This window comes from Streptomyces sp., from assembly GCF_019510245.1.
In the GTDB taxonomy this organism is placed as follows: Bacteria; Actinomycetota; Actinomycetes; order Streptomycetales; family Streptomycetaceae; genus Streptomyces.
On the sequence record NZ_JAEKKT010000251.1, the window covers coordinates 1 to 17,948 of the forward strand.

General features: G+C 67.4%; 13 protein-coding genes and 1 pseudogene. 4 read left to right on the forward strand and 10 right to left on the reverse strand.

The genetic code is table 11. The annotated features are described in order from the left end of the window. A partial coding sequence (locus tag JF597_RS47750; RefSeq protein WP_294011767.1) for a hypothetical protein occupies positions 1–484 on the reverse strand: 484 nt, incomplete at its 3' end. A gap of 127 nt (positions 485–611) precedes the next feature. Here JF597_RS47750 and JF597_RS47755 point away from each other — a divergent pair. Next, positions 612–1,034 (forward strand): hypothetical protein, encoded by a 423-nt coding sequence (locus JF597_RS47755; RefSeq protein ID WP_294011769.1) that lies wholly within the window; start codon positions 612–614, stop codon positions 1,032–1,034. Positions 1,035–1,096: 62 nt separating this feature from the next. Here the strand turns inward: JF597_RS47755 and JF597_RS47760 are convergent, their stop codons facing one another. The 4 genes and pseudogenes from JF597_RS47760 to JF597_RS47775 all read right to left on the reverse strand — a co-directional run. Then, on the reverse strand, positions 1,097–1,393 hold the full coding sequence (locus JF597_RS47760; protein WP_294011771.1) for a hypothetical protein: 297 nt from the start codon (positions 1,391–1,393) through the stop codon (positions 1,097–1,099). A gap of 126 nt (positions 1,394–1,519) precedes the next feature. Beyond that, the gene (locus JF597_RS47765) at positions 1,520–3,394 is read right to left on the reverse strand and encodes a cellulose-binding protein (RefSeq protein WP_294011773.1); all 1,875 of its coding nucleotides are present in this window, start codon (positions 3,392–3,394) and stop codon (positions 1,520–1,522) included. A gap of 98 nt (positions 3,395–3,492) precedes the next feature. Further along, on the reverse strand, positions 3,493–4,590 hold the full coding sequence (locus tag JF597_RS47770; protein ID WP_294011775.1) for a glycoside hydrolase family 11 protein: 1,098 nt from the start codon (positions 4,588–4,590) through the stop codon (positions 3,493–3,495). Further along, a pseudogene (locus JF597_RS47775) lies at positions 4,587–5,507 on the reverse strand (non-reducing end alpha-L-arabinofuranosidase family hydrolase); the annotation flags it as partial. The pseudogene JF597_RS47775 and the gene JF597_RS47770, both read right to left, overlap by 4 nt. A 22-nt stretch (positions 5,508–5,529) precedes the next feature. Between JF597_RS47775 and JF597_RS47780 the strand changes: the two are divergent. Next, complete coding sequence (locus tag JF597_RS47780; protein ID WP_294011791.1) at positions 5,530–5,916, forward strand: hypothetical protein; 387 nt, start codon at positions 5,530–5,532, stop codon at positions 5,914–5,916. Between the two features lie 233 nt (positions 5,917–6,149). On the opposite strand, the gene JF597_RS47785 is transcribed toward JF597_RS47780, so the two are convergent. Together JF597_RS47785 and JF597_RS47790 are read right to left on the reverse strand one after the other, a co-directional pair. After that, on the reverse strand, positions 6,150–6,842 hold the full coding sequence (locus tag JF597_RS47785) for a transposase family protein (protein ID WP_294011777.1): 693 nt from the start codon (positions 6,840–6,842) through the stop codon (positions 6,150–6,152). Between the two features lie 641 nt (positions 6,843–7,483). Then, positions 7,484–8,572, reverse strand: a complete 1,089-nt coding sequence (locus tag JF597_RS47790; protein WP_294011779.1) for an integrase core domain-containing protein — start codon at positions 8,570–8,572, stop codon at positions 7,484–7,486. A gap of 390 nt (positions 8,573–8,962) precedes the next feature. Between JF597_RS47790 and JF597_RS47795 the strand changes: the two genes are divergently transcribed. Beyond that, the gene (locus tag JF597_RS47795; protein WP_294011781.1) at positions 8,963–10,357 is read left to right on the forward strand and encodes an amidohydrolase family protein; all 1,395 of its coding nucleotides are present in this window, start codon (positions 8,963–8,965) and stop codon (positions 10,355–10,357) included. Positions 10,358–10,530: 173 nt separating this feature from the next. Here the strand turns inward: JF597_RS47795 and JF597_RS47800 are convergent, their stop codons facing one another. Next, positions 10,531–11,373, reverse strand: coding sequence for a helix-turn-helix transcriptional regulator (locus JF597_RS47800; protein ID WP_294011783.1), 843 nt, complete (start codon positions 11,371–11,373; stop codon positions 10,531–10,533). 204 nt (positions 11,374–11,577) lie between these two features. On the opposite strand from JF597_RS47800, the gene JF597_RS47805 reads away from it, so the two are divergent. Beyond that, a complete protein-coding gene (locus JF597_RS47805) occupies positions 11,578–11,799 on the forward strand; it encodes an Atu4866 domain-containing protein (protein ID WP_294011789.1) in 222 nt (73 codons plus the stop codon). A 128-nt stretch (positions 11,800–11,927) separates the two neighbouring features. Here the strand turns inward: JF597_RS47805 and JF597_RS47810 are convergent, their stop codons facing one another. Continuing rightward, positions 11,928–12,455, reverse strand: coding sequence for an integrase core domain-containing protein (locus tag JF597_RS47810; RefSeq protein WP_294011785.1), 528 nt, complete (start codon positions 12,453–12,455; stop codon positions 11,928–11,930). Positions 12,456–12,705: 250 nt separating this feature from the next. Beyond that, positions 12,706–17,948 (reverse strand): LamG-like jellyroll fold domain-containing protein (locus JF597_RS47815; protein WP_294011787.1); only part of this gene is annotated, 5,243 nt, incomplete at its 5' end.

The window sequence follows — 17,948 nt, forward strand, 5'->3', positions numbered from 1 at the left end:
GTGCCGGGTCGATGCCCTCGTCCTTGACGATCTCCCAAATGGTCGAGGCAGCGACCTTGATGCCCAGAGTAGCCAGCTCGCCGTGCACGCGGCGATAACCCCAACTCGGGTTCTCCCGGACCAGGCGCAGCACCAGCCGGCGGATCGAGGCAACCGTACGTGGGCGGCCAGTTCGCTTGGGCCGACAGGATTTCGCGTGGCGCCGGCGCATCAGATCGCGGTGCCATCGCAGCACCGGGTCCGGGCTGACGATCAAATGCAGCCGGCGCAACGAGGCACGAGAGAGAGGTTGCAGGAGCGCCGCGAGGAAGGCCCGGTCAGCCGGGGCAAAACTGGCCCGCGCTGGACCGAGTTGGCGCTGCAGGACCGCGAACTGATGGCGCAGGGCCAAGATCTCCGCGTCCTTGTCCCGGTCGCTCATCGGCAGCAGCCGCAGCGCGGCGAAGGCGTTGGTCACGGCGAGACAGGTCAGACGCAGCAGCACAACCGGCCATCATGCCCGAGACATTGCCGAGACCACAGCCCGAGATTCGATGCCAGGCCGACAGCCTCCATAGCAAGCTTGAATATGCGGTTGACCTGCACGGACGAGGTATTCGGCAGGCGCAGAGTTGGAGGCGCTGCTGGAGCAGTTGCGGTCCACACCCCTGGATCCGTCCCGCCCTGCGCTGGATCTGTTGGAGGACCTGCTGTCCGGGATCTACGGCTGCGCGCTGCTGTATCGGGAGTACGAAGCCGGCCAGGAGATCGACGACGAGTCCTTCGAAGCCGGGAGTATCGCCGACGCCGGTGTGGTCGCTATCGAGGACCTGGCAGTGGTGGATCTGGAAGGCGTCGAGGATGTGGTGGGCCTGATGCTCAGCCAGACCGGCGCCGTCCAGACTGGTGCCGACAGTGTGGACGTCGGGGAAGCCGCCGACTTCGTCGACGAGGAAGTCGATGACGAGGACGGCGACTGGCCGGAAGTCGGATCGCAAGAGTTCCTGGACGCGGTCCGTGCCGAAGCCGCCGAACAGTCAGCCCGCCTGTATTGAAGCAGCGAGGTGCTTGCGCAGAACCGGCGGACACTACAGCAGTGAGGCGCTGAGGGTGAAGGTCACTCGTTCAGAAGCGACCGCTGGAGCAGGGCGGGGTGCTCGTCCGTGGCGGGGATGTCCATTTGGATACAGCGGGCGGTGGCGCTTTCGAAGGTCGCTGTCGCCAGGTCGTGCGGTGACTTCGCTTGTGGGCACTGCCGCCAGTACTCGCAATGCGGATAGTCAGCGGGAAGCCGAGTTCCCAGCTGCTGCTCGGTCGCCGCAGCCCAGTCGAACGGGTGACGCCCCGGTCCGCGTCCAGCCAGTCGTCGCGATGATGCGGTTGGTTCCAAAACCAGCACCAGAGCGTTGATCAAGATCCGACCTTAAACGGCAAGCTGAGGCCGAGCACACCTGAGACTGGGCATGCCTGAGCCCTCCCGTTCCGACTGGGGCCGAAACCTCCAGTGGACGAGAGGGCTCAGCTGCTCGCGACGACGCGGTCAGCAGTCCTCCGGGTTCACCCCCCGGTGTACGGCCTTGGCGTTCCGACGGCGCATCATCAGCACGCTGCCTGCGGCGATGGCGATGATGGCGGCTATGCCATAGGTGACGACACTGCCCGCTCCGGTGAGTGCCAGCGGGCCGATCGAGGCGCCGGAGGCCGGCGCGTCATGAGCGACGGCGTTGCCCACCGGCGTGGTAGCGGCCGTGGTGCCATCGGTTTGCGGTCCTCCGGCGGCAGACGTCTGGGAAGCAGGTGCGGACCCGTGAGTGGGCTTGGCGCCCGGTGCCCCGGCCGCTCCGGACGACCGCAGGCTGGTGGGGGTCGCCGCCGCCGGAGCCGAAGAAGTCGTCCTGGTCCCGGTGGTCGACGCAGTGGTCTTGCCGTCAGCCGGCTTCAGCTGGAGAGTCGTGATCGAGTACGGCGGCAAGGTCTGCGAGGCTGCGGTGCCGGCCGACGCGGTCGTCAAGGCAGTGCCGCCCTTGAGGTACGAGACGGTGGTGACCGCTCCCGGCGCGGGCTTGTATCCGGCGTACGACAGCGACGCCGTCACGGGGTTCGCGGGATCCTTGTTGATCAGCATGACGTTCAGGCCGCCGTTGCTGCTCCGCACTGCGTGCACGGCAACGGACGGGTTGCCCGAGGATGCCTTGACGATGGTGTCACCAGGCTGCGCCAGTGCGGTCAGTGAGCGGATGCCCCAGTAGGTGGGGTAGGGCGTCTCGCGCGGCGGTTGGCACTTGCCCCCGACGCAGCCTCCAACGGAGAGCACACCCCCGTCCTGGTAGTCGGTCTGGCCGTTGACGGTGGTGGGTGCCTGGTCCGTGCCGTTGTGCAGGTTCCACCAGTCCACGTCGGCGGCGCCGTGCTCGAACCAGGTCATATACGTGTCCGGCGCGAACAGGGCCGCGGCCTGGCTGGTCAAGGCGGGCGAGCCGACGGCGTCGGTCTCGGTGACCGCGATCTCCACCGAAGCGGCGTGCGAGCCCGCGTAGGTGGCGATCAGCGAGCGCAGGGTGGCAGTGGCGGACCCGATCTTGCCGGGCGTGTTCAGCAAGTCGGCGGTGGTACTGCCGCCGGGGTACCAGTGGACGATGACGAAGTCGATCGAGTTCCCCGCGATGGACAGCACCGTGTGGTTCCAGTCGGCGCTGTCACCGGGAGCCTTCACCGTATCCGGCCAGCCGCCGGGGGTGGTGAGCACCGCCCCGATCTTGACCGTCGGGTCCACCGCCTTCATCGCCTTGGAATAGGCGACCAGGTTCGTGGCGTACGCCGTCGGGCTCTTGTCGGCGTGATCGTCCTGCTCCCAGCCTTTGCCGTCGCCGTAGTGCCCGTTGCCGTAGACCTCGTTGCCGATCTCCCAGTACTTCACGCCGTAACCTTTGTCGACGTTGGCGTACTTGACCCACTCGGCGGCCTCCTGAGGGGTGCCGGAACCGTAGTTCGCGGTCAGGATCGGCTGGGCGCCGACCGTCTTCGCGGTGGCCATGAAGTGGTCGAAGTCGGTGGCGGGCGCGGTCCCGCTGCCGGGCTTCCAGTGGAAGAAGTCCGCGCCGGAGCCGCCGGGATAGCGCAGCTGCCGAACTCCCGCGGCCTTCATCAGCGACGACACCGTGGCGTCCCCCATATTCCCGTCGCCGAAGCCCGTGTTGAGGCCGAGTCCGGTGTCGGGCACGGTGCCCAGGGAAGCGCCGGCGTCCACGGTCACCGTGACGGCTGGCGCCGCGTCCGCGGTGGCGTTCACCGCGCCGCCGGCGCCTAGGACGGTCGCGGCGGCGAGTGTCGCGACCACTCCGGATATCGCGCGGCGGCGCAGGCGGCGGCCGCCCCCGGTCGGCGGCCGAGTGGTCATCGAGTTGTTGGGTGGCACGGAGGGTTCTCCTTCAGCAGCGGATCGACTGGTGCGACTCCCCAGTGGTCTGACCGATGGGGAAAGGTTGCCGCACGGATCGAGGAATCTCGGATGGGTCACCGGCGCGTTGTGAAGCCCTCGCTCGCGACCAGGCGTCGTCGATGCCTGACAAACCACAGAGCGGCGGGTAGCAGCGGCAGGAACAGCAGTGACCACCATGGTGAAAGTGAGTGCGGCGATCGTGGTTCGGCAACACCCATCGGCGCCGGCGAGATCGACGACGCGGTCGCGGAGGTGCCAGGTGGATCAGTGCTCGATGAGGCGCCACTGGTCGAGGCGGCCGGGGTGGCCGAGGGGGTGGTGCTCGGCGTCCCGGTAGTGGACGGGGTGCTCGACGGGGACTTGGTGGGAGACGGGGCACTCGACGGGGACTTGGAGGGAAGCGAAGCACTCGACGACGGCTTGATCGAAGACGGGGCCGAGGTGCTCGACGGCGGCTTGGCGGGAAGCGAGGCCGAGGCCGCCGTCGTCGGGGCCGGACCCGGCGGGAGGGTGGAGCCGTTCAGGGTGATGTTGGAGTTGCCGCTGCTCTGATAGCCCTCGGTGGCCAGGATCATGTAGTTGAACTGGCCCATGTTCATGCCGTGGCCGGCCCAGGCGTCGAAGTGGTTGCCGGTCGTGATGGTGCCGCCGGTCCGCCGGGACTGGCGGACGCTCCAGTACTGGTTGAACGTGGCAGTGCCCTGAATCGACGGCGCGTTGTAGCGCGTCGTCTCGTAGATGTCGTAGGTGCCGCCGTCGCTGGTGATCGTGCCCTTATATGTCCCGGTGGGCCGGTAGCTGCCGTAGTTGTCGACGATGTAGTACTCGACCAGTGCGATGGTCGTCCAGCCGTAGAGGGACAGGTACGCGTTGCCGGATGGGTTGAAACTGCCCGAGTAGGTCACGCTCTTGCGGTCGCCGGTGTTCCAGCCGTAGCCCGCGACGAAGTTGCCGGCGTTGCTCCAGTTCGTGGCGTAGTTGCCGCCCGAACCGAGCGTCATGGACGCTGATCCGCTGCCCTCGGTCCAGAACGAATAGAAGTATCCGTCGCTGGTACCGGTCTTGCTCGTGGTGATGGTCGTGTCCGCGTGGGCGATGTTGAACAGGGACAGGGTCGCGACGGCTGCGGCGCATGCACGGGCGGCGAGCAGCCGGATGCGGCCGCGCTTCATCGCGTGCCTCGCTGCAGCGTCAGGACACCCGGCCGCCATGGCAGCAGGTTGTAGTCGGTGCCCGCGGGTGTGCTGGGGGACATGCCCTGGTAGAGGAGTTGCAGGTTGCAGGGGTCGATGGTCTTGGTCTGGTCGGGGTTGTTGCGGACCAGGTCGCCGTGGCTGATGCTGTTGGTCCAGGTGGCGCCGCTGTTGGCCTTGCCGGCGAAGGGGTTGCTCTCGCTGGCGGCCTGCGGGGTCCAGGAGCCGCTGAGGCTGGAGGCGGTGAAGGAGCGGAAGTAGCGTCCGTTCACGCCCATCGCCTCGACGATCATCAGGTACTGGTTCTGACCATGGACCTTGTAGACCTCCGGGGCCTCGAAGAGGTTGGCCCGGGAATCGGTCATGACGGTGATGTAGGAGGAGCCGAAGCTGCCGGGGAAGTTCCCGATCGGCATGCTGGCGCGGTAGATGCTGCCGTTGTCGGCGGCGAAGAACAGGTAGATGTTCTGGCCGTCGGCGATCAGGGTCTGGTCGATCGGCGCGGCGCCCGGGACGCTGCCGGTGAACAGCGCTTGCGGGGCGGACCAGCTGTTGGGGTTGGTGGGGTCGGACGAGGTGCGGTAGAAGAAGGGCCACTGGCCCCACTGGGACGCCAGTACCCAGATGTTCTTGGGCGCGAAGTAGAACAGCGTCGGGGCGACTGTGCCCGAGTTCATCCCGATCTGCTGGGTCGAGCCCATGTCCGACCAGTTCGTGAACGGGGCGAAGCCCGTCGAGCCGTATGCCCCGGACTGGTTGACGACGGTCGAGCCGTAGACGATGTGCTTGCCGTTGTAGACGACGTTCGTGAAGTCCTTCAACGCCAGCCACCCATTGGCCGGCTGCGCCAGCGGACCCGTCGACGACCAGTGATACGACGACGGAAGCGAACAGGTGGGGCCTCCCCCGGCCTTGGTCGTGGTCGTCGTCGTGGTGGCGGCCGTGGTCGGAATGGAACGTGTCGTGGAGCCGCTGCCACCGGTCGCAGGAGGCGCCGACGACGACGTGCGCGTCGTGCCGCTCGGAGCCTGGGTTGGGGAAACGCTGCCCGGCGTCGCCGTGGGTGTGCCCGGTACTGCCGACGTTCCCGACGTTCCCGGTGGGGATGAGGTGCCGTCGGTGGTCGACGGCGTCTCAGTCGCGGCACTGGCCGCCGTCACCTCGGTCGGCCTTGGAGACTTTGTGGTCATGACCGCCATACCGACAGCTATGACGACGGTTACAACGACAGCCGCCCAAACACCTCGATGCGCGAATAACCGACGGCTACGAACCATCACTCTTCGTCTCCCTTTCAGTCGCTGAATCTGCCCGGACCACACCCAGTGGTCTGGGAGGCCGAAAAGGTTGCCGGTCTGGGGAGGCTTCTTCAGGGACTGGCGTTGTAGCATCCTGCCAACGCAGACGTACATGGGGGACGCGACGTGAGCACTGACCGGGCAGCCGGCCGAGCCGGTTCGACCAACTGGACCAACGTTCGGGCTGTGAGAGCGGTGTGAGAGCGGGCGTCGCGTTCACTGACGTGATCTCAACAAGAATTACTTGATCATCTTGTGTTCGAACTGGATCAGGACGAGCACGCATCGGGCCAGCTCGGTGATGGCGCGCGGGCTCATGGTGACATGTCGAAGTACCTTCCAGCGGCCGGTCATCAGGGCGAAGCCGCGTTCTCCCTGGAATCGCAGTCCACGCAGCAACCGGTTGTAGGCGCGGATGTCCACAGAGAGTTCGGTGCCGTCTTTCGGCTGCGGGACCGGGATCCAAACGCCCTGGCCAGCTCCTTGATAGCCGGTATCGGCCAGGATCGGGAGGTCGGCCAGGAAATGCTGCACGATACCGAGGACGTGTTCGCGAGCGGCGGTGATGTCGTGGACGGACCCCGGTGTCACCTCCGACGTCCACAGCGGGATTCCGTCGGGGCGGATCAGGGCCTGGATCCCGCCGCGGAAGTCGTGGCTCTTGCCGGAGTACCAAGCATCGATGACCTTGCCTTTGACGGACGTCTTGGATTCGGACAGCCGGTCGATCGCGACCAGCTTGCCGTCCAGGATCAGGAACGGCAGTCCGTCGGCGACGGCGGCGGCCATTACCTCGACCAGGTCCGGGGCCTGTTCGGCCAGCACGGATATGCCCTCGTCGCGGTAGCGGTAGGCGGTGGCTCGGGACAACCCGAACGCCGCGCCCAGGCGTTCGACGTCGCCACCGTCACGGAACCAGGCCAGCAGGAACACGGCCTGCCGGAACGGGGTAAGGAGCCGGGCCCCTCGCCGGGTGCCGCGGCGCCGGCGCTCCGTTTGCAGCAGTACTGCCAGGTAGGCGATCAGTTCTCGGGGCACGTCAAGCATGGTTGGATAGGTCCGCACGCGGGTCCCTCGGCTAAGGATCTTCTTTGGTCAGAACCCTTATACCGTATCATCCCCTCTGCACCGACAGGCCGGAATCCGCTGCTGAGATCACCTCACTGTCGGCATCAGGCGGCACGAAACGACGGCTACGAGTCGAGTCGACTCGAACGAAACGGCACGGGACGTGCTTGTACGCCAACAATCAATAAGAAACTTTGTATAAGAGCCCTGACTACTGGATCAGAAGGTTAGGGGTTCGAATCCCTTCGTGCGCACTCGTGAAAACGCTAACCCCAGGTCGATGACCTGGGATTTTGTGTTTTCCGGGGTTGATGACTCGACTCGAGTCGAGGCCTAAAGTCGTTGAGTCGGTGGCGTGTGATGACGGTGTGATGACGGCCGTACGAAGTCCGTGTGGTGACAACCCGCTCCGCATCGTGCTGGCGCATGTCGCTCGATTGAACGTTCGTCCCGCGTGTGATCCTCCCAGGTGACGAGCGTTCGGACTTCTTGAGGGTGCCGATAACCTATGCGACCTGCTGATATTCGTGGAGCAGCCCTCCGGCGCGATCACGCCGTCTGACCCGGAACTCCTCGAGATCGACCACGTTGTCCGGCCGCGGACGCATCGGCGCGGCCTGGTCGAGGGATCGGTGCGGGCGGTGCCCGTTGTAGTGGTCCTCGTACTCATGCAGCAGCTGCAGCAGATGCTCCAGGTTCCGGATGAGCGTCCGATCCGTCAGCTCCGCGCGTAGGCTGTGGAACCAGCGTTCCATGATCGCGTTCTGGCGGGGTGCCCGTATGCCGGTGCGGATCACATCCATTCCGGCGGCAGTGAACACCGCGTCGAACGCCGCACCGAACGAGGCGTCCCGATCGTGGATCAGGTACTTCACCCTCGCTCCGGCGTCATCCAGGTCCATCAGCAGGTTCCGGGCCTGTTGGGTGACCCAGACGGCCGTGGGATGGAAGGTGGCGCCAAGCACCCGGACCCGACGGGTCGCGTGCTCGATCACCGCCAGCACGTACGCCTTGGACCCGTCCAGCAGGTCGACCACCACGAAGTCGCAGGCGATGATCGCCTCGGCCTGCGAGCGAAGGAACGCAGCCCAGCTCGGACCGGTATCCCGGGTCGGGGCCGGCTCGACACCGGCGGTCTTCAGGATCTCCCACACGGTGGAGGCGGCGATCTTGATGCCCAGGCCGGCCAACTCGCCGTGGATCCTGCGATAGCCCCAACCGGGATTCTCCCGCGCCATCCGCAGCACCAGGGCCTTGATGTTCCGATGTGTCGACGGACGGCCCGCACGTCGCCGCGAACGCCTCGCCCAGCGCCGCCGCAGCAGGTCCCGGTGCCAACACAGCAGCGTTGCCGGCGTAACGATCAGCCGGAGCCGCGGTGCACGATCAGTGGGCAACAACCTCGCAAGCAACACCAACCATGCCCGATCGGTCCAGGTCAGCTTCCGCGCGACGCGCGGATCACGGCGCTGTGCGACAGCGAGCTGATGACGCAGCATCAAAATCTCGGCCTCTTTCGCCGCCGAATCCCGCCTGGCCAGCCACAGCCACGCGAACACCCGAGTCACGACCAGATAGACCAGCTTCAGCCCCACGACACGGCATCATCCCAGCTCGCAGCAATAATCGGCACCCTCAGGCGAGAAGTTTAGGAGGCGGTCGAAACCGCTCGTAACGCGACTGAAAAGGTAAGCAAGGTCGTCTCCAGGTGGAAACCGAAAGACCTCATAGTGGTCGGCAACATGTGGTGGGTCGGTGACTGCGGCTTCGCCGTAGAGATGAGGTGTGGAGTGGCCGGCGCCGAGGTGCCGTGCGACAGCAGCGACCGGTTCCTGCGCGTCGTGGTGTCGCAGGGCGATGGTGAGCCTGGGTACGCCGTACCCGGGCAAACGGCGGCCTGGTTGCCGTTGCCGGATGGGCCGAGGCTGGTGGCATCACCCACCCGGCACCGGCCCCGCCCCGGCCTGATGAACAGGACCTCCCCTTTGTCTTCCTCCGACACCACCAGCCTGGCCGTGCTCGAACAGCTTCAGCGCCAGTCCACCGACCCGCAGCGGCGCATCCTGTTCGCCGGGGCGACCATCGTCACCATGGACGCCGACCTCGGTGTCCTGCACGGCGCCGACCTGCTCGTCGAGGGCGACACGATCACCGCGATCGGTACCGGCCTGGACCGGGCGGGTGCGGTGGTCGTCGACGCTTCGGGCACCATCCTGACGCCGGGCTTCGTCGACACCCACCGGCATGCCTGGGAGACGCAGCTTCGCCGGATCATGCCGGACGTCGACGACCTCGGTGCCTATGTGATGTCGACCCTCGCCGGCTACGCCACTGTCTACCGGCCCCACGACATGTATGTCGGGACCAAGCTGGCCGCGCTGACGGCGATCGACAGCGGCATCACGACCATGCTCGACTTCTCCCACAACTCCCGCACCCCCGAGCACTCCGACGCCGCCATCCAAGCTCTCATCGACACCGGCATCCGCGGGGTGCACGCCTCCATGGGCCCGCATTTCGGGGACTGGGACAAGCAGTGGCCCGGCGACCTGGCCCGCCTCAAGGACACGTACTTCGCCGGCGACGACCAGTTGCTGACCCTGCGCCTGGCCGCTCTGGCCACCGACGAGATCGCCGGGCCCGCCCTCGCCTACGGCCCCGAACTCGCCCGCACCGCTAAGGACCTCGGCATCGGGGTGAGCGTCGACGCCGTCTTCGGCACATTCTCGTCCACGGCCATCCTGAACTGGGCCAAGGACGGCATCCTCGGCCCGGACCTCACCCTCATCCACGCCACCGGCCTCACCGGCCAGGCGTGGACGGCGATCGGGGACAGCGGCACGACCATCGCCCTGGCCCCGACCTCGGACGCCCAGATCGGGCTGGAGACCGCGATCCCCGCCATCGACGAGGCCCTGGCCGTCGGTGTGCGCCCAGGGTTGAGTATCGACGTGGAGGTGGCGCTGGTCAGCGACATGTTCACGCAGATGCGGGCCCTGCACGCCATCCAGCGGATGCGCGCGGTCAACGCCGTCCACGGCACCGAGCAACAGCCGGAGCGGATCACCACCCACGACGTCCTGGACTTCGCCACCCTCCAGGGCGCCCGTACCAACGGCCTGACCGGCGTCACCGGCTCACTCACCCCGGGCAAGAAGGCCGACCTGCTGGTCATTCAGGCCGAGGACCTCAACAACATGCCGCTCAACGACGCGGTGGGCACCATCGTGCTCGGCTCCGACGCTCGCAACATCAGCGCCGTCCTCATCAACGGGCAGCCCCGCAAGTGGAACGGCCAGGTCCTTGGCGTCGACTTGCCCACCCTGCGCGCCGAGGTCCACGCCTCCCGCCAGTACGTCCTGAACACCCCTGCTGCCTGAGCACCGCCCCTTCGCTCCGAAGACGGCGCCTCCGCCGGGCTCGTCCTGGGCGCCGTCCTGACGCCGCCGGCCCTGCGCCACCAGCACCCCGAGAAACCGCGGCTCTGTACGTGTTAGCCCATCGCACCGTGGGTGTGCGATGGGCTAACACGTTCGAGACTCTGCCCCGGGGGTTACTGCTCCGAGGCGCTCTCCTGGTGGCGGGTAGCGTGGAGGCTGCCAAGCAGGCAGAGCGCCTGGGCGCTCGGGCTTCCCGGTGCGGCGTGGTAGACCACCAACTGCTGGCCCGGCGCTCCGCGGACGTCGAAGGTCTGGTAGGTGAGGTCGAGGTGTCCGACGTCGGGGTGGAGGAGTTCCTTGCTGTCGCGGGACTTGCCGTGAACGGTGTGCGAGGACCACAGGGCGGCGAACTCCTCACTCTCCTCGGTCAGAGATTCAACGAGGTCGTGCAGGCGCCGATAGTGCGGGTCCAGGCCCGTGGCGTGACGTAGTCCGGCCACAACGGCCTCGGCTGCCCGCCCCCACTGCGTGAAAAAGCTGCGGGCGGCCGGGTCGAGGAACGTCATGCGGGCCATGTTGTCCATGTCCTCGAACGGCGAGAATAGGGCGTCGGCCAGCGCGTTCGACGCCAGGAAGTCGTTGGCCGGATTCAGGACGAGCGCCGCAGCGCTCGAGTATCCGTCCAGCAACTGGCGCAGCGCAGGAGTCACACTCTCTCGCGGCTGCGGCCGCTCACCATCCGGTGTGGTACCTGCCAGCCGGAACATGTGCTCCCGCGCTTCGTCGTCCATCCGCAGGGCACTGCTGATGGACTCCAGGATCTGCGGGGAGGGGCTGCGCTCGCGGCCCTGTTCCAGGCGGGCGTAGTAGTCGCTGTTCATGCCGGCCAGTACGGCGACCTCCTCCCGCCGCAGCCCCGCAACCCGCCGGGCGCCGTAGGAGGCGAGACCGACGTCGTCGGGGCGTAGGCGGGCGCGGTGGGCGCGCAGGAAATCTCCGAGATCGTTGCTGGTCACCCCTTCAGGCTAAGCCGCCCCCAGCTGGCGTGCCTGGGTGCGCCGTACCCGGGCACGACTCGTCCTGGCTGTCTTCCCCCGGGCCGCACAGACTGGTGACCAGCGCAGCGAGACGAGAAGGAGCGCATGGTGAGAAACCAGTCGAGCCCGCCGCAGGAGGCGGCCGGGCGAGGGATCAGTGACGTGGACGTGGACGTGGTCGGGATGTGGGTGACCGCGGACGGGCACATCCGCCAGGAACTGCTGCCCGACGGCCGTTACGACGAAGCTCGCGGCGCCCGGTCCAGCGCCTATACCGGCCGCTACACGGTGTCCGGCAGCCACCTCGAATACGTCGACGACACCGGCTTCACCGCCACCGGCGACATCCGCGACGGCGTGCTCTTCCACGAGCACCTCGTCCTGTACAAGGAGAACCAGGCATGACAGCCACGACCTGAGTCGTCATCACCAGCATCAGCAGCGGCCTGGGCCGCGCCTTCTCCACCGCCGCCCTAGGCGCCGGCCACACCGTCGTCGGAACCTGAGGGTGCCGAGAAGTCCGTCCATGCAGGTCAGGCGATCAGGTGGTATTCCTGGAGGATGCCGCCCAGCCGGTCGCGGCGGGTCACGCGGAAGTGGTCGAGGTCGACGACGTTGTCCGGAAGCGGCTTGAGCGGCGCAGCCTGGCCAAGGGCCCGGTGGGGTCGGTGTTCGTTGTAGAACGACTCATATTCGGTCAGCACACGGCGCAGGTGTTCGAGGTTCCACACGAGGGTCCGGTCCAGAAGCTCGGCCCGCACGGACCTGTGCCAGCGTTCGGCGATCGCGTTCATGACCGGCGCGCGGACCGCAGTGGTGATGATCTCGATGCCGGCGGCTTGGAACACGGCATCGAAGGAGGCGGTGAACTGGGAACCATGGTCTCGGAGGAGGAACTTGAACCTGTCCGCGTGGTCTTCGAGGTCCATCGCCGCGTTGCGGGCCATTTGGATGGTCCAGGCGGCGGTCGGGTGAGCGGTGGCGCCGAGCACCCGGATTCGCCGGGTGGCGTGCTCGATCATCGTCAGGACGTAGGCAGTGGTGCCGTCGAGCAGATCCACCGTAAAGAAGTCGGTCGCCAGGATCGGGGCTGGAGTCAGCACCCGGTTTCGGGTCAGCCACGTGATCCTGTTGCCTAATGGGGTTCGGCGGGATGTCGATGCGACCGCTCCCGACAACGAAGCTTCCCGCGACTACAAAGTGTCGCGGGAAGCAACGTCACAGCCCCGAACCGAATTCGCCGACAGCATCGGATATCCGGCGGGGCCCTCGGCTCCCTTCTCGGTCGATCAGGTGGTCAGCCGATCGGCGTCAGACTCCGTACGCGGCGATCTGACGCATTTCCAGGTAGTGGTTGTTGTTCTGGTCGATGCCGAGGCTGGTGGCGTCGACCTTGATGTAGCGAGCGTTGACCTGGTTGAACCGGAACGACTGCGGAGCGTCGCCCGGCTTGGCGTAGCCGCTCTTGGCCGTGACCGTGGTCCAGGTGTTCCCGTCGGTACTCACCTGGATGGTGAAGTCGACCGGGAAGCAGACGCCGACGACGTTGGCCGCCTCGTTCCGCGGGAACAGGTCGACCTGGTTCACCTTGTGGACGGCGAGCAGGTCGATCTCGAACCACTCGTCGGTGTTCGCCGACGCGTCCATGGCGCTCGCGTAGCCCGGCACCGTGCTCGTGCCGCGGAAGACCCCGTCGACGACGTACTTCGGCTCCCAGCCGGTCGTGGAAGTCGAGGCCCAGGCGGTCACGCCGGCGGTGACCAGGTTGGCCGCCGCGGGGGTGGTCCAGGACTGGGCGCTGCTGTTGTTGCAGTCCCAGATCTGGAGCTGGGTGCCGTTGGTCATCGAGGAGCTGGGGTCGTCCAGGCAGCGCCCCGAGTTGGGGTTGACCAGGTGGACCCGGCCGTTGGCGTCGGACTGGGCGACCCAGGTCTGGTTGGCCCAGCCGTTGCAGTCCCACAGCTGTACCAGGGTGCCGTTGCCGGTGGCACCGGGGCCGCCGGTGATGTCCAGGCACTTCGGGCTGTTGGCGGTGGTCAGGGCGACGGTGTTGTTCGCCGTCATGGTCCAGTCCTGGTGCCCGTTGTTGCCCCCGCAATCCCAGGACACCACACCGGCGCCGTTGGCCTGGCTGCCGGCGTAGTCGTCGACGCACTTGGCGTTGAGCATGCTGTTGTAGATCGGACCGCGCATGGCTGCCGGCGTGAACCCGGTGTTCTGCGCGAGCCAGGCGATCTGGTTGTCGCTCAGCGCCTGGCTGTACGCCCGTGCGTCGGCGATCTCACCCGGGAAGTATCCGCCGACCGAGCCCGCGGACTTGGCGGCGCCGATGCGCAGCGGGCCGGTGGCGCTCCACGGGGTGGTGTTGACGCCGGTGCCGGCCAGCTTCCCGTTGACGTAGATGCCGACCTTGCCGGTGGTCTTGTCGTAGGTGCCGGTCAGGTGGGTCCACACCCCGATCGACGGCTTGATCGACGAGGTGGCCCCGGGGTACGAGTTCGGGTTCGCCATGTCGGCGTTGGCCATGTAGAACGCCCAGCTCCCCAGTGACGAGTCATAGAGCAGGTTGAACCCGGAGGCGTTGATGCCGTCCTGCGACATGATCTGGTGCCAGTACTTGGTATCGGTCAGCTTCACCCACGCCGACACCGAGTAGCTGCCGGCGGTGTCGACCACCGGGCCCGCGGTCGTCAGAACGCCCGTGTTGTTGCTGTCCAGGTTCACCGCGCCGTCGGCGGCCCACGTCGCCCCCTGCGACAACGTCGCGGGCCGCGTGCCGGAGCCGGAGTCTGCGGCCGCGGTCCCAGAGCCGTCGTTGAGCTTCCACTGGCCGGCGGCACCGGGGAGCGCGGTGATCGGCGGGGCGGCGCCCGCCTGCACGGTGGCCAGGTACAGGTGCTGCACGCTGGTGATGTCCAGCGCCTTGCCGGTGTAGAGGACGACGTCGCTGATGTCACCGTTCAGATAGTCGGTGGGGGTGGTCTGCCACATCGCGCGTCCGCCGATCACCATCGATCCGGTGAAGCTGTCGCCGGCTGTGGCGTCGGTGCTGCCCGCCAGTGTGCCGTTGACGTACAGATACACCTTGTGGACGCTGGCGTCGTAGACACCGGCCAGGTGGGTCCAGCCGCTGTACTGGGTGCCGTTCAGCGGCGCGCTCTTGACCGAGACCGGGGTGTATGTCGCCCCGTCGGTCTTCTGCACGTCGAACTTCCACGTCTTGGTGCCGTCGTCGTAGCCGAGGATGAAGCCTCGTTCGTTCGCACCGTTCTGGGCGATGATCGTCTGGCTACCCCCGGTGTTGGCGCCGTTCGTCAGCTTGACCCAGGCCGAGACCGTGTAGCTGTTGGTGACCTCGACCGGCCCGCTGGTCGAGAAGCCGCCGGGGTCCGGGATGGTGACCGAGGAGTTCGCGCCGTTGAAGTGCGCCGCTGTCAGGCTCCCGCGGTCGTTGGCCACGTAGGCGACGTTGTCGGCGACACCGTTGTAGGTGAAGTCGACCGAGTCGTTGGCGTCTCCTGCCAGCTGGAACCGGTCGCTGATGCCGTCGGGTGTCGAAGCCCACTTGGCGGTGGTGGCGACGGTGTCGGCGAGCTTCTTGGTGCCGGCGTCGTTGAGGTTGATCTGGTCGGCGGCGGCGTAGGCCGGGTTGAGCTTGGTCGCGTCGCCGCCGGCGGACAGGACGCTGGCCGCGCCGCCGTCGGCGACGAGTGCCTGCGCCAGGTTGCTGGTGGTGCTCCAGGACCGGAGGTTGTTCCAGTACCCCGGTTCGCCGGCGGCGTTCCAGGTCGAGGAGCCGTTGAACGGGGTAACCGGGACGACGACCGGCGTGGCGCCGCACTTCTTGACGGCATTGACCAGGGCGACCAGCCCGCCGGGGCCGGACAGGTCGGCGTCCTTGGCGCCGGCGCTCAGGTCGTTGTCGCCGACCTCGATCAGGACGGTGGACAGGTTCGGCAGCGAGCAGACGTCGCGGTCGAGCCGGTTCAGGGCGGACAGGGCACCGGCACCGGGGTCGCGATCGGCCAGCAGCCGGTTGCCGGTGATGCTGAGGTTGGCGACGCCGGCGGCGTCGGCCAGGTTGTCGGCGAGGTAGTCGCTCAGTCGCCTGCCATCGGCGACCAGGGCGTCGCCGTTGGCGATCTGGTCGCCGAGCACTGCGATCGTGCCCATCTGGAAGCTGCTGACCGACGGCGTGACCTCGACGTCGTCCACGAGTACCCAGCCGGAGGCGCCGGCTGCGAAGCCGGTCGCGGCGGTGGCGCCGGTGGCGTCGCCGCTCGCGGTCCAGACAGTGGCCGGGGTCTTGGCGTGGGCGCCGTAGCTGCCTGAGGTCGGCAGGTTAAGGCTGACCAGCAGGGTCACGCCGGGGTTGACGGTCAGGACCGCGGTGTCGGTGTAGACCTGGCCGCCGGCCGGGATGGTCACCGAGGCCTGGCCGCCGAACTTCAGGGGCACCGGGTTCGCGGTGGCCGCGGCCCCGGAGGACTGGACGGCGATGCTGGCCGCGTTGATGGTGACCGGGGCGGTGGCGTAGGGGTTGTCCAGACGCACCCGCGCCGTGGTCCCGCCCAGGGTGGCGTGGACCGGCATGCGCACGGTGCCGCCGCCGGCGGTCGCTGTGGTGTCCAGCGAGGTGGCCCAGGAGGAGACCCACGGCAAACCCTGGGTCGAGGGGCGCACGCCGATGGAGAACACGTGCAGCGACTCAGTACGGGTTAACACGGCGGGGCTGACCGCCGGCAGGTCGATCGAGGCCAGCGGCACGTTCGGGCAGGCGACCGGGATGGTCAGCGTGTACAGCCGGTTGCCGCGACCCGCACCGTTGCGATAGCCGCGCAGTCCCGAGACGGCGGCGGTGTTACCGGCGGCCGCCGCAGGCTCGCCCCAGTCCGGGACCGGGGCCAGGGTGTAGTCCTGATGGTCCGCGTTGTTGCAGATCCCGCTGTAGGTGATCTTGCCGGTGATGGTCGGGGAGGCACCCATGGTGGAGGCCAGCAGCAGGCCGACCGCCGAGCCCTTGGCATTGCCCAGTTTGATAGTCTGGCCCTGGGCGACGGTGTTGTCGACGGTGTTCGGGTCCTTGTCCGGCAGGGTGTACGGCACGCCGGCCACGGTGACCGTGGCGTTGCGGCCGTAGCCGGCGGCGGCCAGCGAGGCGGCGTCGAAGGTGGAGGCGTCGGAGTCCAGCGCCTGCGGTCCGGCGGCCACGTTGTCGTCGGTGGTGATGCCGACGTTGTTGAACGAGGCTGCGAGGTTGTCGTAGGTGTAGTGCAGCGGGATCAGCCGGATCTCGTCCACCGCCATGTTGTAGAACGGCGAGGTGGCGGCCTGGTTGGCGCCGCTGGCGGTGAACACGATCTTGTAAGTGTAGCCCTGGGTCAAGTTCGCGCCGCCGAAGTCGAAGGCGGTCGCCGAGCAGCAGCCCGACCGGTAGGCGTCGAAGGTGCGGACCAGGTTCTGCGGGGTCACGTCGGTCGGGGTGTGGCCGCTCGCATCCAGGACGGGGATGATTGACAGCTTGACCTGGCCGTAGTCGTAGGACTTTGTCATGGTGCCCTCGACGGCGAAGTAGCCGCTCCCCGGTGGGACCTTGCTGCCGTCCGGGCCGCCGACCTTGTCCAGGAACGTCAGCTGCGCGCCGTTCTCCGCGCCCCACAGCATCGCGTGGGTGTACTGCGTGCCGGTGTCGGCGTCAGTGATCACCTGGCTCGTGCTCACGGTCTTGCCGGTGCTGTTGACCGTTCCCGGCGACAGGTTCGTGGCCGTGTCGACCTGGATCGCGTTGGGCGACAGGAAGAAGTAGTAGGGGGCTGTGATGGTCGACCTGTTGCCGGAGCTCTGGTTGCCGGCCTGCGAGATCCCCTGAGCGGTGAGCCGGTGCATGCCGGATGTCTTGAACGGATTGAAGGAGCACCCGGGGCAGTTGAAGGCGAAGCCGGTCTCCGCGCCCCAGGCCGTGCTCGGGCACTGGTCCCAGGTCATGCCGGGCACGCCGTCCTGGCCGTCGGCGACGATGTGGTAGCAAGTCTGGTTGCCGGCCGGGTTGCCCGGCTTGAGGTGGAACCCGCCGCCGTGCGCCAGATCCGGGCCCCAGTCGTCACGCGGATAGTCCCACGAGGTGAGCGTCGGGACGCCGGGGGAGATCGCGTCGTTGGTCCAGTTGCACGAGTTCGACCAGGCCGTCTGGTTGATCAGGTTGGTCGAGCTGACCTGTACTGTGATCGTGCTGCCGTCGGCCCGCATCCAGCCGCGGCCCGACGCGAGGTCGGGCGACGTCCAGTTCTGCGCGACTGGGGGGTTCAGGCCCTTGGTCATCACCGTCGTTCCCGGCGACACGTACTGGTTGCCGTGGTTGTCGGTGACCTTCACGGAGACCTGCATGGAGTCCTGGCTGCCCCAGTTGCCCTGGCCGTCGCCGAAGATGTCGGCGTTGACCAGCAGCGGGGAGGCGGCGATGTCGGAGATCTTCCCGAACCAGCCGCCGCAGGAGACCTGTGTGCCGCCGAAGGCGACGTACTTCAGGGTCGGGGCGACGGCGTTGGAGCGCCAGG